This is a genomic window from Larsenimonas suaedae (genome assembly GCF_023712105.1).
In the GTDB taxonomy this organism is placed as follows: Bacteria; Pseudomonadota; Gammaproteobacteria; order Pseudomonadales; family Halomonadaceae; genus Larsenimonas; species Larsenimonas suaedae.
This window is the reverse complement of record NZ_JAMLJI010000003.1, coordinates 177,647-194,932: the sequence shown is the minus strand read 5'-3', so window position 1 is coordinate 194,932 and position 17,286 is coordinate 177,647. Positions and strand designations below refer to the sequence as shown.

Here is a 17,286-nt window from a genome sequence, read left to right as displayed (position 1 = left end):
CGGGGCAGAGCGATAGTAGCGCGCACGCGCCATGTCAACAATCGTTGCGGGGTGCGACGTTAGCGCGCGGTTCAGGACGTCAACAGGGGCGGTGTGTCGGGCGCGCCCATGGCTTCGGCCAGTGCCTTTGCCGTTTTTCCCTGGCGGTCGGTCCGGGTTGTATCGGCGCCGCGTTCAATCAGTCGCGTCACGACGGCCGGGTGGTTGAACATGGCCGCAAACATCAGTGGCGTTTGGCCATCTTCCGTGCTGCCGTCGACCCGGGCGCCGCCATTGAGGAGGATGTCCACCATTTCGAGATCGCCCTTGAACGCAGCGCCCGATAAGGGGTTCTGACCCTTGAGGTTATAGAGTTCAGGGTCTGCACCGTGTTCGAGCAGAAGCCGAGTGGTGTCGTGATGACCGTGGTAGCTTGCAAGCATCAATAGGCTGTCGCCGTTATGGTTTCGCATGTCCGACGGCAGGCCCTGTGCGAACCACTGGCGAAATTGCTCGGTATTGCCGTTTCTGGCGGCGTCGAAAATCCGAGCGGCGAATTCCAGCGCCGCGTCATCCAGCTCGGGTTTTGAGTCCATGGGGCGTCCTTGTTTTGGATAGTGTTTGCTTATCTACACGCTAGTGTGTCCACTGCGGCCGCTCCAGTGAAGTAGTCTCTTCTTATGCCCTCAAGAACGTGAGTGTATGACACCGATCAACACGACCATTGCCTTGTTGCGTTGTAAGTACGCCCAGACCATTGTCGTGAACACTTTCATGAGGCGTGATTGTTAAGCTATGGTGAATATAAAACAAGAAGATGCATGTGCGCCGTACCGGGCCTGTGTGATGCGAGCAGATCCGAACCGTGAGGGACTATCATGAGTACGCTTAAAAACAAGTCATCGCATCATGTTTACGACGTCGTCATCGTCGGTGGGGGGACTGCGGGTATTGCTGCTGCGGCAAGCCTTTTGAAACGCCATCCCAGGCTTGAAATCGCGGTCGTTGAGCCTTCGGCGAACCATTACTATCAGCCCGGCTGGACTTTGGTCGGCGCTGGCCTGATGCCCTACGAGCAGACGCATCGTCCCATGATCCAGGTGCTGCCCGACGATGTGATCTGGTATCAGCAGCGGGTTAGAACAATCGCACCTCGTCGGCGCTGGATTGCGCTGGGCAGCGGTCAGCAGCTTCAGTACCGGGTGCTGATCATTGCAATGGGTCTTACTCTCAATTGGAAAGGGATCGAGGGACTTGAAGAAACGCTTGGCTCGAACGGCGTATCTTCCAATTACATGCCGGAGCTTTCGCCGTACACCTGGCAAAATATTCAGGCTCTGACGACGGGCCGTGCGCTGTTTACACAGCCTCTGGAGACGATCAAGTGCGCCGGTGCTCCTCAAAAGACCATGTACCTGGCCTGCGATCACTGGCGAAAAGCGGGCGTGTTATCGAACGTCGACGTCCATTTTCACAACTCAAGGGCGTCTCTTTTCGGCATTGATGCCTTTGTGCCCGTTCTTTCCAAGTACCTTGAGCATTACGGCATTTCGCATCACTCGCAGGAAGAGCTGGTTGCCGTGGACGGTACGCACCGCCAAGCGTTTTTCCGCTATCAGGGTGACCAGGGGCTTCGAGAATACGAAGCGCGCTTTGACATGCTGCATGTCGTGCCGCCCCAGTGCGCGCCCGCGCTTATCAGCGATTGTGGTCTGGCCGATTCCGGGGGCTGGCTTGATGTTGATCCCGGTACGCTCCAGCACACCTATTTTCCAACTATTTTCGGCATTGGTGATGTCTGCGGAACAGGCAACGCCAAGACGGCGGCGGCGGTGCGCGCGCAGATGCCGGTCGTGACCGACAACGTTCTTGCCGTGTTACGAGGCGCTATGCCCAAGCAGAAATATGACGGCTATGGCGCCTGTCCTCTAACGGTCGAGCACGGTCGAGTCGTGCTGGCGGAGTTTGACTACAGCGGTGAACTTCAGCCGAGCTTGCCCCAGTGGCTTGTTGGCAGCACGGAACCTTCCCGGCTTGCATGGTGGGTCAAAACGCAGCTGATGCCCAGGTACTACTGGAACGGTCTTCTCAAGGGGCGCAAGCGCCTTCTATAGCTATGCCTGGCGGCATACGCTCGTTGAGATTGATCGCCGGACAGGCTCACTTTCGTCGAAGCGACCTCAGGTACGCGGTTTTCGAGGCCGATAGCTCCTCATGCATCCAGAGGCATCGCCTAATATAGGGGCCTCGTTGAGGCTGTGCTGTTTGGATGCGTCTAACCTCCAGCGCGTTCTGTCGACACACCGTTTCGATCTGTCCTTGGAAACAGGCTTTGTAGAGCCGAATGGTATCGCAAGCGCCAACAATGAATAAAAAGGGTGCGTCTATTCATGAAATATACGTTCGTTGCACTGTCAGCCTGTCTCGGCCTGTTTGCGGCCACCTCTGCTCATGCGACTGAAAACGGGTCGCCGACCACTGCCATGGGGACTTATACCTTCGGGTCGGGCTTTCTGCCGCCTGCAACACCGACCGGGACCTTCGGGCTTCGAACGGCCTATTACACCACCGACGACCTGCGCCTCAATAACGGCGACCGGTCCGACAATGACCTCTCTATCGACGTGTTTTCCGTTGGTGTGGCCTACATCCGTATGACCGATCAAACCCTGTTTGGCGGCCGGTACGGATTCGGCGCCGTCATGCCGTTTTTCAAGATGGATGCCGACCTTGATGTCAATATCAATGGCACCACCGTATTCAGCGATGACGCCAGTGTGTTCCGCCAGGCCGACCTTCAGCTTCTTCCGCTCATGCTTGCCTGGAACCCGGCGCCCAACATGGGGGTGACAGCGCAGTTTCAGATCCAGGCGCCTACCGGTGACTACGATGAAGACCGCCTGATTAGTCCGGGGCTTAATCACTGGGCATTTTCACCAATTCTTGGCATCAGTTACATCACGGCGAGCGGGCTTGAGCTGTCGACGCTGTCCCAGTTCGACATCAACACCGAAAACCCCGATACCCATTACCGCAGCGGCACCGAGTACCGTAACGAATTCGCCATTGGGCAGCATATTGAAAGCTATACCGTCGGGCTTGGCGGGTATTACTACCACCAGATTACCGATGACAAGGGCGATTCCCTGGGCAGTCAGGATGGCAATCGAGCGCGGGTCTGGGCGCTTGGGCCCGCCGTCAGTTTCTTCAAGCCGGGCCTGCCTTCGGTCTGGTTCCACGCCTATAAGGAATTCGGTGCACGCAATCGCACCCAGGGCTACAACATCGCCATGCGCGTCGCTCAAAGCTTCTAGAGTCTAGGTGTCGATAGATATCGATAGGTGTCGCGGCTGGTCAAATTCACGGTCGCGGCACGCCTCTCGGTGCGGGGAAAACGCCTGGGCAGGGCGACTAAAGAGGTAGTGTGATTGTGCCAAATGCGGATAACGCCCGCCGCTCAACGCTCCATACAGTGAAATGCACAACAATCACAAAGACCGAGGTGCATTTCATGAAACGAGCGCTTGTTACTCTAACTGCGTGTGCTGGCTTTTTGACCGCCGCTTCCGCTTATGCCACCGAAAATGGTTCGCCAACAACGCCCATGGGCGTCTACGAATTCGGCTCCGGCTTTCTCCCCCCAGCAACTCCTTATGGAACCTTTGGGCTTCGAACTTCGTACTACACCACTGATAACCTTCGTGATGCCAGCGGCAACCGGGCCGATAATGACGTCTCGATCGATGTGCTATCGATCGGTCTGGCTTACATCCACATGACCGACCAGACGCTGTTTGGAGGGCGCTACGGTTTCAGTGGGGTCATGCCCTTTACAAGAATGAACGCCGAGCTTGATGTCAACGTCAACGGCACCACCGTATTCAGCGACAGCGCCAGTGTTTTCCGTCAGGCCGACCTGCAGGTCACACCACTGATACTGGCCTGGAACCCAGCCCCGAACATGGGCGTCACGGCGCAGTTTCAGGTGCAGGCACCGACCGGGGATTACGATAAGGACCGGTTGATCAACCCAGGCGTCAACCACTGGGCATTCTCTCCGATTTTTGGTTTCAGCTACATCACCGATACTGGGCTTGAATTTTCGACCCTCTCCCAGTTCGACATCAACACCGAAAACCCCGATACCGATTATCGCAGTGGCATCGAATACAAAAATGAGTTCGCCATCGGCCAGCATGTAGATAGCTATACCGTGGGTCTTGGGGGGTACTACTACCATCAGATCACCGACGACAAGGGTGATGCGGATACGATTTACGATGGCAATCGCGCCCGTGTCTGGGCACTTGGCCCGGCCGTCAGCTTCTTCAAGCCAGGCCTTCCAACCGTTTGGTTCCATGCCTACAAGGAGTTCGGTGCTCGCAATCGAGCAGAAGGCTATAACGTCGCACTTCGTATCGCTCACAGCTTCTAAGAGGTGGCCAACATGACGTCCATAACTGAAAAAAAACCCGGAGCCCCCGAAGGCTGGGTCATCGTGCTTGCCAGCAGTCTGACCATTGTTGGCTCTGTGATGGTCGCCCCGGTGCTTCCCAAGATGACGGCGCATTTTGCGCCGTCGATGCCGGACGCTGCGCTCTGGGTGGCCATGGCGCTGACCGGGCCCGCACTAGCGATTGCCTTTTTCGCGCCCATCGCCGGCTGGCTTGCCGACCGGTATGGCCGAGTCAAGCTGCTGGTGCTTGGTGCATTGCTCTATAGTTTGCTGGGTGCACTGCCTGCGGTTCTCGATCAACTAATGGCCATCGTCGGTGTCCGGCTGCTGTTCGGGGCCTCCGAGGCCATCATCATGACCTGCTGTACGGCGCTGATTGCCGATTACTGGTACGGCGAGCAGCGGCTTAGATACGTTAATCGTCAGGTCGTTGCCATTGCGCTGGTCGGTGCGCTTTTCTTCGTGGTGGGTGGAGCACTGGGTGAGCACAGCTGGCGTACGCCGTTCTATCTGTATTTGCTGCCACTGCTTCTGGTGCCGTTTATCGCCAAGGTGCTGTGGGAGCCACGCAAGGCAAAAAGCGAGGCGCATCAGCCGAGCCAGGATGGTCCGGTCGCAATGTCGACGCTTTTAGGTGGCTATGCGCTGGTGTGCTTCGGCATGATCCTGAGCATGGTCGTGCCGGTACAGACGCCCGGGCTGCTGGTGAGCATGGGCATTACCTCCAGCACCATGATTGGGCTTGCGACCGGTATCGGGCTTTTGGCTTCTCTGGTTGGTGCGCTTAGCTGGCCGCTGGCGCGTCGCACGCTCGGTGTTTCCGGCTGTAATACGCTGCTATTGATACTGCTTGCAGTGGGTCTTCTGCTGTTGGTTCGGGCGCCGAGTTACACCATGGTGATCGTCGCGGTGGTCATTCATGGCGTTGGTGCGGGCATGTTGGTTCCAAATTCGATGGCGCCGGTCATGGGGGCGCTCAATCAGCGTACACGCGGTCGCGGCATGGGCTTTTTCACCGGCGCGCTCTACATCGGTCAGTTCATCAGTCCTCTGGTAGTGTCGGCCATTGCCGGTATGACGGCAGGCATTCCAAGTGCCATTACAGCGCTTGCGTTCATCAGCGTGCTTTATGCGCTGTGCTGGGCCGTCAAGGGCGTGTTCCAACGTCGAGCGCCCGTGGCAAGTTCCTGATCTGAATCAGTCCTTCATGATACCCCCATGCTTGAGCGCCGTTCGGCGCTCAATGCCGTGGTGGGGGCTTGATGGGCTCCCGTTACCGGTTTGGCGAGCCACTGCCTGACCAGCACGAACACCAAAACAGCCTCGGCCAATTCCCCGCCATAGAACATCCACTGCGCCGCGTGCTGAATGTGCATTGTCGTGGCGCCAGCGATCACGGGTGCCTCTACGAAATACATCCATTTTCCAAGCACTGCATGACAGGCCATGGCGCTGACCAGTACCGCAAACCGCGTCGAAAGGCTCGGGCGATGAGGCGCGGGGTCCGGGCCGGCCACCGCCCAGGTGAACAGGCATCCGGCAACGATAAAGTGCAGGTGAACCAAGAGCGACAGTGACGGCGTGTGAAGCTGAAGCGCATAGAGCCCGGTCAGGTATAAAAGCGCCATGCCGCCAACGTTGAACACGGCGCTTGTAAGCGGGTGGCACCAAAGACGCACGAGTCGGTTGGCGAGAAAGGCGACGACGTGGCGGCTTTGTGCCGGCGTCAGCGTTTTTAAAAGCAGCGTCATCGGGCGGGCAAAGACCAGCGCGAGTGGGGCATACATGCCGATCAGCAAGTGCTGAAACATGTGCATGTGAACGTCGTCATGTGCGTAGTGCATGAGTTGAGGTGACAGGCCAAATTCGAGCGTAACGATGCCCCCGATGAATAGCGCCGTACGCGAGACGGGCCAGCTGGTGCCATGACGACGCTGTCTCCAGGCCGCCATCAGGTACGCGACGCCGATCAGCGCAATGAGAACGCGTAGGATGATCATGTGCGTTGACTAAAGGCCTGCCCACGTTTGGCCCGCTTGAGCAGTACATAACCCACCACAATCAGCAGTAGACCGAATCCGTTCCAGGCCAGGTCATAAAGCCAGAGGTTATCGACGTAGCGAACCTGGTGAAGGCCCAGCACCTTGTGATCGATGATGCCATCGAACACTTGAAATCCGCCCATGCCCAACAGGAAGCCAGGGCCGCGATAGCCCGGTGCGTGGCGGTGAGTTTCGTGAAGCCTCAGCATCAGCGCGCCTCCGGTGACCAGGAGCACCAGTTCGAGCGTATGCAATACGCCATCGGAGACAATGGCGGCTACGGTGCTGTCGCTTTCGACAAAATGATGCCAGACCAGTAACTGGTGAAAGATAACCTCATCAATGGCGGCCATGAAGCCGATGCCTAGAAGGATCGCGGCCAGAAGCGTGCGTCGGATGTCCGGGGTCGGAGTGGTCATGCGTCATATCCTTTGACGAAATGAAAAGCGTACGGCAAGCGTAGATGAGATATGGCTGAAACTCTGCCTGGCGTTGTAGCAGGGTGAGAGATGACTCGGATATCTTAATTTAAGCTGAGGTGAATATTTCTCGCCATATTAACCGGTGCTACAAATAACAATCTCGGGAACATGATTTAACCAGGGTGAATTTATGGGGCGCGTTTCAGGAGTTCTGATGGCGGGGTGGCTGCTTGGGTGTTCGCTCGGCGTAGCCGCGTCACCGGCGCCGCTCAATGTGGTTACCACCATCGGCATGCTTGGGGATGTCACGGAAAACATCGGCGGGCGCTGCGTCGATGTTGTATCCCTGATGGGCCCCGGCATCGACCCGCACACCTATCAGGCGCGTGCAAGCGATGTCCCCACTCTGAACAACGCCGACCTCATCTTGTATTCGGGGTATTCGCTTGAAGGAAAGCTGGCGTCCGTGCTCGAACGCTTCAAGCAGCGCCGCCCAACGCTTGCGGTGTCCGAGCGGGCTATCGCCCCTGACCGGCTCATCCGCGTCAATGATGCCTATGGCACTGACCCGCACCTTTGGATGGATGTCGAACTCTGGGGCGCGCTGGTGCCAACGATTGCCGAGGCGATCAAGGCACAGCGCCCGGAGTGCGCTGATACCATCGCAGCCAACGCCGAAACCTATCGCATGCGTTTGAGCGCGCTCGACGACTGGATTACCCGCTCTATTAAAACGATCCCGGAACAGCAGCGTATCCTGGTGACTGCCCACGACGCCTTCAACTATTACGGCCGAGCCTACGGCATCGACGTCGAAGGCATCCAAGGCATCAGCACCGAAACCGAAACCGGGATCGCCGATATTCGCGCCATGGCAAACGTGGTGGCCGAACGCCAGGTGCCGGCCATGTTTGTCGAGAGCACGATCAGCCCGCGTACGATTCGCTCGGTAATCGAAGCGGCGCGGCAAAAGGGCCAGACCATCGAGGTCGGGGGCGAGCTCTATTCCGATGCCATGGGCGAGACCGGGCGATTCGAAGGCACTTACATTGGCATGCTCTACGCCAATACCCAACGCATCGTGACCGCGCTCGGTGGCCGGCCTGCGCCTCTTCCAAACGAGCTTGCCGATCTTATGCCACAGGACACCGCCATGGGAGCGCATGATGTCAACTGATCTGCACGAACCGGATCTCGCGCTGCACGTCGAGGATCTGACCGTGAGCTACCACGCCAAGCCGGTACTGTGGGACATCGATTTCGACATACCCCCCGGCGTGATGGCCGCCATCGTTGGCCCCAACGGGGCAGGGAAAAGCACGCTGATCAAGAGTGTGCTCGGGCTCGCGCCCCCGATCGCGGGTCACGTCACGCTGTTCGGCCGGCCCTACAAGGCCATTCGAAAACGCGTGGGGTATGTGCCCCAGCGCTCGAGCGTCGATTGGGATTTTCCGACGACCGCGCTCGACGTCGTCACCATGGGTCTTTACGGCCAGCTTGGGTGGTGTCGATGGCCGGGCCGACGAGAGCGCGCACGCGCGATGGATGCACTCGAGCAGGTTGGCATGCAGGCCTTCGCTCAGCGCCAGATAAGCCAGCTCTCCGGCGGTCAACAGCAGCGCGTCTTTCTTGCCCGAGCGCTGATTCAAAATGCCGACATCTACTTTCTCGATGAGCCCATGGCGGGCGTCGATGCACCCACTGAGCGGGCAATCGTCAATATCCTCAGAACGCTTCGAGATGCTGGCAAGACCGTGATCGTGGTGCATCACGACCTCCAGACAGTGCGCTCCTACTTTGATTGGATGTTGATCTTGAATGTTCGTGTCATCGCACAGGGGCCGGTCGAAGAGGTGTACACCGCCGAGAACCTCAAGCGCGCCTATGGCGGCCAGATTGCGCTTCTGGACAGCGTTTTGGCCTCTGATACCGGGGCAAAATCATGACTCTAATGGCGCTATTGGGGGACTACACGCTGCAAAACGTGGCTCTCGGGGCGTTGTTTCTCGGCCTGATCAGCGGCGTGCTCGGAAGCTTTGCGGTACTCAGAAAGCAGAGCCTGTTGGGCGATACGCTGTCTCACGCTGCACTTCCGGGTATCTGTCTGGGGTTTATCGTGACCGGTGCTCGCCACATGGGTAGCCTGCTTTTGGGGGCGCTGTTCACCGGCACGCTGGCCGCGCTTCTGGTGATGGCGCTGACGCGCTATAGCCGATTGAAAACGGATGCCGCGCTCGGAATTGTGCTCAGCACCTTCTTCGCGCTCGGCGTTGTGCTTCTGAGCTACATTCAGGGCACCGGCAATGCGGCCCAGGGTGGGCTTGACGCGTTTCTTTTCGGTCAGGCCGCCGCCACTCTTCGAAGCGATCTATGGGTGATGGCCGCCATTACGGCCATCGCGCTGATTCTGGTCGGGCTGTGCTGGAAAGAGTTCAAGCTGGTTTGTTTTGACCCCGGGTTTGCTTCGACCCAGGGCCTGCCCGTGCTGTTACTGGAAACGGTACTGACGGTCATGATCGCGCTTGCGGTGGTGGTCGGGCTTCAAATGGTTGGCGTAGTGCTGATGGCGGCTATGATCATTGCGCCTGCGGTGGCGGCGCGCCAATGGAGTCGCCGGCTTGAGGTCATGGTGCCCCTTGCTGCGGTGTTCGGTATGGTTGCGGGCCTTTCCGGGGCTCTTGCAAGCACACTCGGGCGCGGGCTGGCTACCGGCCCGCTGATCATTATCGTGGTCTCGCTTCTGGTAATGGCCTCGCTGTTGTTCGCGCCGGGGCGTGGGCTTGTCTGGTCGTGGCTCCTTCGCGTGCGCCAGCGCCGAGAGCTTCACCACCAGCATGTGTTGACCACACTTCATCGGCTGGCCTCACGCCATGATGATCACGCGTTCTATGCCGAGCAGGGATTGCTCGAGGGGGTGCATGGCACGGCGGTTCGGCCGGCGCTCAAGGTGCTTGCACAGCGCGGCATGGTTACGCTCTCGACCCAAGCCTCACGTCAGCCGCGTTACTGGCAGCTGACGCTTGAAGGGCAGCAGGAGGCCGAGCGTATCCTTATGGCCGTGGAGCAGGGAGGGGCGAGCTCATGATGGCCTGGCTTGATGATCCCGGCACCGTCATCGTGCTGGTCGGTGCGCTGGTCGGTATGGCCTCGACGCTGGTCGGTACGTTTCTAGTGCTGCGCGGCACCAGTATGCTGGCGGATGCGATCAGTCATTCGATCGTGTTCGGTATCATCGTGGTGTGGTTGGTCGCGCACGTTCAAAGCGGACCATTGCAGATTTTCGGTGCCGCGCTTACCGGCATCTTGACGGTTTTTCTGACCCAGGCATTGATTCATTCGAAACGGGTCAAGCAGGACGCCGCGATCGGGCTGGTCTTTCCGCTGCTGTTTTCGATCGGTGTGCTGTTACTGAACCTGTATGCCGGCAATGTGCATATCGATACCCACACTGTACTGCTTGGTGAGATCGGGTTCGTGTGGCTCGATACCGTAACGCTTGGTGGGGTGGATGTTCCTCAGGCGCTATTGGCCATGGGGGGCATGACGCTGATCAACGCCTTGTTTGTCGGTCTTTTTTTCAAGGAACTGAAGCTTGCCACCTTCGATGAAGCGCTGGCGCGCGCACTCGGTTTCGCGCCAGGGCTCCTGTTCTATGGGCTGCTTTTTTTAACCAGTGGAACTGCCGTGGCGGCGTTCGATGCGGTGGGAGCGGTGCTCTTTGTCGCGTTCGTGATTGTGATTCCCGCCAGTGCCTATCTCCTGACGGACAGCGTGATGCGCATGCTCGGCTATGGCATGGTGATGTCGATTGCGGCAAGCGTTGCCGGCTACGCCCTGGCGGTTCGATGGGACGTATCAATCGGCGGAATGATGGCCGTAATGACTGGCATTTTCTTGCTGCTTGCATTTTTGATTGGCCCGCGTCACGGGGTGGTGGCGCAGGTTCTGGTGCGTCGAGGTCAGCGTGGGCTTAATGAGACCCGAACGCTTGCGGTGCACCTTTACAACCACGAAGACAGCCACGCACAGCAGGAAGAGAATGTCGTCAAGGCGCTGCGGGAGCATCTTCATTGGAGCGATGGCCGCGCCAGGCAGGTCATTTTGCGAGGGCTGGATCAGGGATATATCACCCAAGTCGGTCAGATGCTCAATTTAACGGCGACCGGTCGCGCGCTGGCAATGGAGCTTTTGAACGCGCATGAGCGCGGGCGATGAGCGAACGTCTCGGTCGGTGGCATGACTTGCGTACCGGCCTGGCTCGTTTTTAAATGATGATAGGTAGAGGTAGAGGTAGAGGTAGAGGTAGAGGTAGAGGTAGAGGTAGAGGTAGAGGTAGAGGTAGAGGTAGAGGTAGAGGTAGAGGTAGAGGTAGAGGTAGAGGTAGAGGTAGAGGTAGAGGTAGAGCGGTATTTTTTAAGCGTGCGGCATACAAAAAGGCCGGGCCCACATGTGCGGGCCCGGCCTTTTAAAGATCTAGCGTTACGTCAAGCGCTTAGAGCGGCTTAATGTTAGACGCCTGAAGACCTTTTTTACCCTGAGTGACGTCAAAGGAAACCTGTTGACCGTCTTGCAGGGATTTGAAACCGTCTGCTTGGATTTCAGAGAAGTGAGCGAACAGGTCGTCGCCGCCTTCAGAAGGAGAAATGAAACCGAAGCCTTTAGTGTCGTTGAACCACTTAACTGTGCCAGTTGCCATGATCGAATTCCTTTGCGCTATGCGCTTTTAGTGCGATTGCCGGGAAATACCCGAGATAGTGGGCAAAACGTGAAAATATGACCAGGCTACCGAATGATTCGACTGCAACTGACTATATACTGCGTCTTGCTACCAACGGAGCCCATAGTGCGCGTCGTATCGTTCTGAGTCAATCAATACTTTTGTTTATTCCTGAAGAAGTGCGCCAGCCTTTCATAAGAAAGATATTCAAATACCATTTTCTGATATGCAAAGCCCCAGCGTGGCGGGCATTGACACGCTTCAGGCGCCGCCTATCTTTTCAAGAATGCGATTTTCCGGCTATGGACGCACGCCGCGTACCGAGTTCGGCCCATTCCAAAACGACAGGATGTACGGACCCCATGACATTTGATGAATTTACCCGTTTGATTGCCAGCGGTGACATCGATGAAGTTCAGGTTGAATCGATGGAAGGGGACATCTTTCTCTTGAAAGCCGTTCAAAACGATGATGTGACCGTATTGACCAAAAAGGATGGCTCGACCCTAAAGCCAACCTCGGTTGCCAATGCCAAAGAATTGCTGAGCGAGGTGGATGGGATCAAGAACGTGCCATTTTATTTCGTACAGCAGACCCCCTATGACGAGATGATCGGTCAACCCTCCAGCAACGAAGTGCATAAGGTGCAGATGTCTCTGGACGCTGGCAGTTAAATTCATGTCGCCGAAAGGGATAGAATCGCCGGACGTTCAAGGTCCGGCGGTTTACGTTCCGCGCCGACTGTATATCTGTTCACTCAGGCGATTTTAAGACGTCTCGGGCGGTGCTTGAAACACCACCGGGAAGGAAGCCCCGGGGTTCTTGCAGCTGCGGGCGCGATAAGTTAAAAGCTTGAACGCCTCCTCACGCCACTGCCAGACCCGTATGCCACCACAATCGCCCACCCCACGATCCTTGTATTGATCTCTTAATACTCCGGTTTCAGGGTCGAATGTGGGATCAAAAACGGTTGTGCTGCCCGTCCAGCTGTACTCCTGCCATTTCGCAAAAAGCAATCGTCGCGGCGGGCCGTTCTCTGACTGGTAGACCACTTGATAGCCGGTTTGATAGGCCCCCACATCACAGGGCACCAGCCAGAGTGTGCCGGACTTACCGGTTGAAAACTGCTTTGGCGTCAGTTCGCGCTCGTTTATCGAACACTGAGCATCAATTTGTGCGCGAACCTGGTTTGGAAGGTTGTCAGCACGCGCTTGAGTGCAGGCAAGTGACAGTGCCACCGCCACCGCCATTAGTGTTCTTGTGCAAGAAACACGCATACCGCCTCCGGAGTGGATGGGGTGGGTGTAAGGAGCGCGACAGACTCTTGATGGCTAGCCCAGTTGCAACGCCGTCAGCAGCGCTTCACAGTCATCAAGATGATGATCCACTGCCTCAGGGCATGGGTTCTCCGGTGTGTTGATCAAAAGAGTACCTGCGCCTGCGGCGCGACCACACTGCATATCAAGTGGGCTATCGCCGACCATGATTACCCGGGCGGGTTCGATGTCCCAGCGGATGAAGAAGTGCTCGAGACCGCCAGGATGGGGCTTGGGCGGCGCGCACTCGCGCCCCAGTACATTCTCAATGGCAAACACATCTGACAGCTCGATCGCCTGGAGTGTGGTGTGGGCAAGCTCACGGGCATTACGGGTCAGAATGCCCAAATGATCGCCCCGCACGCGCAGTGCACGTATCAGTGCCTTGGCACCTCGAGCCGCAGTGGCGCCAAGCGCCAGCTGGCGCTCGTGTGCCATGAGCCAGGCATGACTTGCTTCGCGCCGGGAGTCGGGCAGTGCCTCAAGGTATTCAAGGATGTCACGATCCGGGGGGATATCGAGCGCACGGCGAATGTATTGAAAATCATGTACGCCCACCGTCAGCGTGCCATCCATATCAAATACCCAGTGTCGGCACTGGGTTAGTCGAGCAAGACTCATGAGGCATACCTGTTCAGCGTGAAAGCTTCATAGTGGCACGCCTTGATGTCATTGGCAGGCTTTGCGTATGGAAAAGAGCAGAACTGTCGCGCTTGATGTGAGAAGGCAGTCTGGCGTGACAATGCGTTTTCAAGCCAAGCGCGTTTCAGAATCCATGTGCTGCGCCGATACGAACGTCATGCGGCCCCCATGGCCGTTTCTCTATACGACGTTCATTTCGGGAGTGGCCAGCATGTTCGGTCTAAATCGCAGTGTGAAGTACAAGCTCATAGCGACCATGGTGGTCATGGGCGTTGTCATGTTGGTCATTGGTGCCGTGGGTGTCTTTGGCATGAATGGCAGCAACAAGAATCTGGAGTCCGTCTACAAGGGCAATGTATTGCCGATGCAGAACCTTGCAAGCATCCGAAAGAACATCAACTGGTCACGGATTGATTCGTTCAAGGCCCGCGCCGACCGGAGTGAGCAGACCGCCACGGACGTTCTCAATAATTACGAAAAACAATACAAGAACGAGACGGATCGCGCCTGGCAGGAATACAGCACCACTCAGGTTACCTCCCCAGATGAAAAAGCCATTGCCGACCGTCTGGATGCCTCGCTTGCGACCTATTGGTCCCTGTATCGGCAGGTGGCCACCGATATGAGCCAGGGAAATTTCGAGCTTACGCCAACCATTCAGCAAACGCGTGGCAATTTCGAAAAACTGTCCGCTGAGCTCGAGAACCTTCTTGAGATCAATGCCCGGCAGTCCGAGCGCGCCTACACTGATAGTCTTGCCAATACGTCTCAATCTCTAAGCATCATCATCGCTGCCATTGTGTCTGCACTGGTGCTGATGGCGGTCATCGCCTGGTTCCTGGTAAGAGGCATCATGGCGCCGCTCAAGCGCGCCGGCGAAGTCTCCGAATCCATCGCTCAGGGTAAGTTGGACAACCGAATTGAGGTCACGGGCCGCGACGAATTCGCCACCTTGCTTCAAAGCCTCGATGCGATGCAGACGCAGCTTGCGCATGTGGTCAACGATGTTCGCGTGAATGCGGAGTCGGTCGGGTCTGCCTCCAGCCAGATCGCCTCGGGCAATGATGACTTGTCTCGTCGCACCCAGGATCAGGCGGCAAGCCTCGAGGAAACCGCGGCCTCCATGGAAGAGATGACCTCGACCGTCAAACAGAACGCCGACAACGCCGCCCAGGCCAATCAGCTGGCACTGAATGTGCGCAAACAGGCGAGCGAAGGCAGCCAGGTAGTCGAGCAGACCACGCTTGCCATGAATGAAATCAGCACCTCGAGTCAGAAGATTGCCGAGATCGTCGGGCTGATCGACTCGATCGCGTTTCAGACCAACCTGCTTGCGCTGAACGCCGCGGTCGAAGCTGCCCGGGCCGGTGAGCAGGGCCGAGGCTTTGCAGTCGTTGCCAGTGAAGTGCGAACGCTCTCGAGCCGAAGTGCCGATGCCGCGCGCGAAATCAAGGCGCTGGTCGATGACAGCGTTTCCAAGGTCGCCAACGGCGCCGAGCTGGTGGACCGCTCGGGTCAGACGCTTGGGGGCATTGTCGAGAGCATCAACAAGATGACCGGCATCGTTGCCGAGATTGCGGCGGCCAGTCGCGAACAGTCGACCGGTATTGAGCAGGTCAACCAGGCAATCTCGCAGATGGACGGCGTTACTCAGCAGAACGCGGCGTTGGTGGAAGAAGCGGCCGCGGCCAGCCGGTCGATGGAGGATAGCGCTCGGTTGCTGCGTGAGCAGGTTGCCTTCTTCAAGGTGGCCGATGGCGGTATGACGCGTCATGCGCCCGCGCCCGCCGCACGCACGTCTGCCAAGCGGCCGACACAGCATCAGCCGTCGGCGCCGGTCATCGCCAGGCACACCCCGGCTCACAAGGCTGCGAGCAAGCCAGTTGTCGCATCCAAAAGCCAGAGCTACAAGGCACCTGCATCGACTACCGAAGTCGATGAATGGGAAACGTTCTAAACGCAGCAGCCATGGGACTCGAGATCGTCAGATCCTGAGACCGGAAGGGTACTATCAAAGGATCGTCGCACACGCGGCGGTCCTTTTTCTGTAAGAGAGCCGGCCAAATGACGTGCACAAAAAAACCGCGCCCAAGGCGCGGTTTTTCGATATATCGCGTGCGTTAAACGCGGCTCAGTAATCCAGGTCGATATTGAGCTCTTCTTCCAGAAACGCGTAGAAGTCTGACCGTGAGCGCGGAGTCGGAAGCTCCGTGCACGCTTTCTCGAGTGCGTCGAGCGCGTCCTGTTCGCTGCATTCATTGGCGGCGATTTTCGGCGCCAGAAACTGCATGTAGATGTAGGTCAGTTCGCTGTAATTCTGCGCGCGGCCGCAGGGAACACACTCGAAACTGCCCATGCAGTCCGGCACTTCATCGGCGTAGTCGAACCGGTCGTTGATATCACTGATGCATGTCACCATGGTGCTGCCCTCGATACGGTCGTGAGATAAACGACCCGTTGACCCATCCCTGCGTATGTCACCGATCCTGAGGCTGACCTGGCCTTCGGTGATGGTCGTTGATGCTTTATATATCGGCGTTGGGCGAACCGGGTTTATAGATCACCGCGTGATCTCGCGTGCGCTGGCCTGGACAATAGTCGTAGTCGGTCAGCGCGCTGATTGACTGAACTTGGGCAATGGATTAAAGCCGCGCCGCCCGAATGGAAATACGCGCTCACGGCTTCGCCAGAAGCGTTTTTGGACAGAGGCGCTTGAGATCGGTTTTCGAAAAAATCGAGCGTAATGATCTAAAAATGCCTCTTTTATTCGATCACGTGAGAAGAATACGATCGGGTCATTAAAGTGATAAGCGTGCTTATCACGTCCACGATCCCCGTGCCACGATCGCCATTAAAGACGCGCATCGGCCGGGTGGTCGCTGCGCTCAAGCGAGGTACCACAATGATCCTTCGACGTACCAATGAACGCGGTCTTGCCGATCACGGCTGGCTGCGCTCCCGCCATACCTTTTCATTTGCCGATTATTTCGACCCCGAGCACATGGGGTTCAGAAGCCTTCGCGTCATCAACGAAGACCGCGTTCAGGGCGGCGCCGGGTTCGGCACCCACCCGCATCGGAACATGGAAATCATTTCCTTTGTTTTGAGCGGCACCATGGCCCACAAGGACAGCATGGGCAACGGCGCGGTCATGCGCCCGGGTGATGTGCAGCGCATGTCCGCCGGCACCGGCGTGCGCCACAGTGAGTTCAACCACTCAGACACTGATGAGCTTCATTTTCTGCAGATCTGGATTGAGCCGAATCGGCAGAACGTTGAGCCGAGCTACGAACAGAAGCACTTTTCCGAAGACGAACGCCGCGGCCGCTGGCGGTTGGTGCTCTCCGAGGATGGCCGTGATGGCTCGGTTCGCTTGAACCAGAACGCCAACCTCTACGTCGGACGGTTTGACGCCGGCGAGCAAATAACATCCCCAGAGGTTCGCCACGCCTGGCTGCACGTGGCGCGCGGAACGGCCGAGATCAACGGCCAACGGCTTTCAGCCGGAGACGCTGCCGCGTTTCAACCGGGTGAGCCCATTACCGTTATTGGCCACGACGCTTCGGAGGTTCTTCTGTTCGACCTGGCGTGAATGACGTCAGGCTTGAGCCTTCCTTGCCTATGAGCAGCAGGTGTGAGGTTCCACGGTGATATGGGAGGCGCGGGGCATCGATCCTGAATGGATCGCGTGCAGGTTTCGGGGGCTGCGGCG

General features: G+C 57.6%; 18 protein-coding genes. 11 read left to right on the top strand and 7 right to left on the bottom strand.

Annotated elements, in window-relative coordinates; all coding sequences use genetic code 11:
* Nucleotides 1-71 precede the first annotated feature (71 nt).
* Nucleotides 72-575, bottom strand: a complete 504-nt coding sequence (locus tag NAT49_RS10435) for an ankyrin repeat domain-containing protein (protein ID WP_251593922.1) — start codon at nucleotides 573-575, stop codon at nucleotides 72-74.
* Between the two features lie 282 nt (nucleotides 576-857).
* Between NAT49_RS10435 and NAT49_RS10430 the strand changes: the two genes are divergently transcribed.
* The 4 genes from NAT49_RS10430 (at nucleotide 858) to NAT49_RS10415 (ending at nucleotide 5,626) form a co-directional block, all read left to right on the top strand.
* Nucleotides 858-2,093: an NAD(P)/FAD-dependent oxidoreductase gene (locus NAT49_RS10430; RefSeq protein ID WP_251593921.1), complete on the top strand. Its 1,236-nt coding sequence runs from the start codon at nucleotides 858-860 to the stop codon at nucleotides 2,091-2,093.
* Nucleotides 2,094-2,369: 276 nt separating this feature from the next.
* On the top strand, nucleotides 2,370-3,293 hold the full coding sequence (locus NAT49_RS10425; protein ID WP_251593920.1) for a SphA family protein: 924 nt from the start codon (nucleotides 2,370-2,372) through the stop codon (nucleotides 3,291-3,293).
* Nucleotides 3,294-3,490: 197 nt separating this feature from the next.
* Complete coding sequence (locus NAT49_RS10420) at nucleotides 3,491-4,414, top strand: SphA family protein (protein ID WP_251593919.1); 924 nt, start codon at nucleotides 3,491-3,493, stop codon at nucleotides 4,412-4,414.
* 12 nt (nucleotides 4,415-4,426) lie between these two features.
* Nucleotides 4,427-5,626: an MFS transporter gene (locus NAT49_RS10415; protein WP_251593918.1), complete on the top strand. Its 1,200-nt coding sequence runs from the start codon at nucleotides 4,427-4,429 to the stop codon at nucleotides 5,624-5,626.
* A 14-nt stretch (nucleotides 5,627-5,640) separates the two neighbouring features.
* On the opposite strand, the gene NAT49_RS10410 is transcribed toward NAT49_RS10415, so the two are convergent.
* Entirely contained in the window at nucleotides 5,641-6,435 is a 795-nt protein-coding gene (locus NAT49_RS10410) for a cytochrome c oxidase assembly protein (protein WP_251593917.1), read from the bottom strand.
* A complete protein-coding gene (locus tag NAT49_RS10405; protein ID WP_251593916.1) occupies nucleotides 6,432-6,896 on the bottom strand; it encodes a DUF2243 domain-containing protein in 465 nt (154 codons plus the stop codon). Before NAT49_RS10405 ends, NAT49_RS10410 begins: the two co-directional genes overlap by 4 nt.
* 217 nt (nucleotides 6,897-7,113) lie before the next feature.
* Between NAT49_RS10405 and NAT49_RS10400 the strand changes: the two genes are divergently transcribed.
* The 4 genes from NAT49_RS10400 to NAT49_RS10385 are packed head-to-tail and all read left to right on the top strand — an operon-like array spanning nucleotide 7,114 to nucleotide 11,114.
* Nucleotides 7,114-8,076: a metal ABC transporter solute-binding protein, Zn/Mn family gene (locus tag NAT49_RS10400; protein WP_251593915.1), complete on the top strand. Its 963-nt coding sequence runs from the start codon at nucleotides 7,114-7,116 to the stop codon at nucleotides 8,074-8,076.
* The gene (locus NAT49_RS10395) at nucleotides 8,066-8,845 is read left to right on the top strand and encodes a metal ABC transporter ATP-binding protein (protein ID WP_251593906.1); all 780 of its coding nucleotides are present in this window, start codon (nucleotides 8,066-8,068) and stop codon (nucleotides 8,843-8,845) included. The genes NAT49_RS10400 and NAT49_RS10395 overlap by 11 nt, the downstream gene beginning before the upstream one ends.
* Entirely contained in the window at nucleotides 8,842-9,984 is a 1,143-nt protein-coding gene (locus NAT49_RS10390; RefSeq protein ID WP_251593904.1) for a metal ABC transporter permease, read from the top strand. The genes NAT49_RS10395 and NAT49_RS10390 overlap by 4 nt, the downstream gene beginning before the upstream one ends.
* The gene (locus tag NAT49_RS10385) at nucleotides 9,981-11,114 is read left to right on the top strand and encodes a metal ABC transporter permease (RefSeq protein WP_251593903.1); all 1,134 of its coding nucleotides are present in this window, start codon (nucleotides 9,981-9,983) and stop codon (nucleotides 11,112-11,114) included. The genes NAT49_RS10390 and NAT49_RS10385 overlap by 4 nt, the downstream gene beginning before the upstream one ends.
* Before the next feature lie 277 nt (nucleotides 11,115-11,391).
* Here NAT49_RS10385 and NAT49_RS10380 read toward each other — a convergent pair whose 3' ends face one another.
* On the bottom strand, nucleotides 11,392-11,595 hold the full coding sequence (locus NAT49_RS10380; protein WP_251593900.1) for a cold-shock protein: 204 nt from the start codon (nucleotides 11,593-11,595) through the stop codon (nucleotides 11,392-11,394).
* Nucleotides 11,596-11,978: 383 nt separating this feature from the next.
* Between NAT49_RS10380 and NAT49_RS10375 the strand changes: the two genes are divergently transcribed.
* Nucleotides 11,979-12,290: a DUF6482 family protein gene (locus NAT49_RS10375; protein WP_251593898.1), complete on the top strand. Its 312-nt coding sequence runs from the start codon at nucleotides 11,979-11,981 to the stop codon at nucleotides 12,288-12,290.
* 93 nt (nucleotides 12,291-12,383) lie between these two features.
* Here NAT49_RS10375 and NAT49_RS10370 read toward each other — a convergent pair whose 3' ends face one another.
* Nucleotides 12,384-12,893 (bottom strand): DUF1176 domain-containing protein, encoded by a 510-nt coding sequence (locus NAT49_RS10370; RefSeq protein WP_251593896.1) that lies wholly within the window; start codon nucleotides 12,891-12,893, stop codon nucleotides 12,384-12,386.
* 54 nt (nucleotides 12,894-12,947) lie between these two features.
* Nucleotides 12,948-13,553, bottom strand: a complete 606-nt coding sequence (locus tag NAT49_RS10365) for an HAD family hydrolase (RefSeq protein ID WP_251593895.1) — start codon at nucleotides 13,551-13,553, stop codon at nucleotides 12,948-12,950.
* 232 nt (nucleotides 13,554-13,785) lie between these two features.
* Between NAT49_RS10365 and NAT49_RS10360 the strand changes: the two genes are divergently transcribed.
* A complete protein-coding gene (locus NAT49_RS10360) occupies nucleotides 13,786-15,531 on the top strand; it encodes a methyl-accepting chemotaxis protein (RefSeq protein WP_251593894.1) in 1,746 nt (581 codons plus the stop codon).
* 174 nt (nucleotides 15,532-15,705) lie between these two features.
* Here NAT49_RS10360 and NAT49_RS10355 read toward each other — a convergent pair whose 3' ends face one another.
* A complete protein-coding gene (locus tag NAT49_RS10355) occupies nucleotides 15,706-15,993 on the bottom strand; it encodes a hypothetical protein (protein ID WP_251593889.1) in 288 nt (95 codons plus the stop codon).
* A gap of 483 nt (nucleotides 15,994-16,476) precedes the next feature.
* Here NAT49_RS10355 and NAT49_RS10350 point away from each other — a divergent pair, with 483 nt between their 5' ends.
* A complete protein-coding gene (locus tag NAT49_RS10350) occupies nucleotides 16,477-17,166 on the top strand; it encodes a pirin family protein (RefSeq protein ID WP_251593887.1) in 690 nt (229 codons plus the stop codon).
* Nucleotides 17,167-17,286 lie beyond the last annotated feature (120 nt).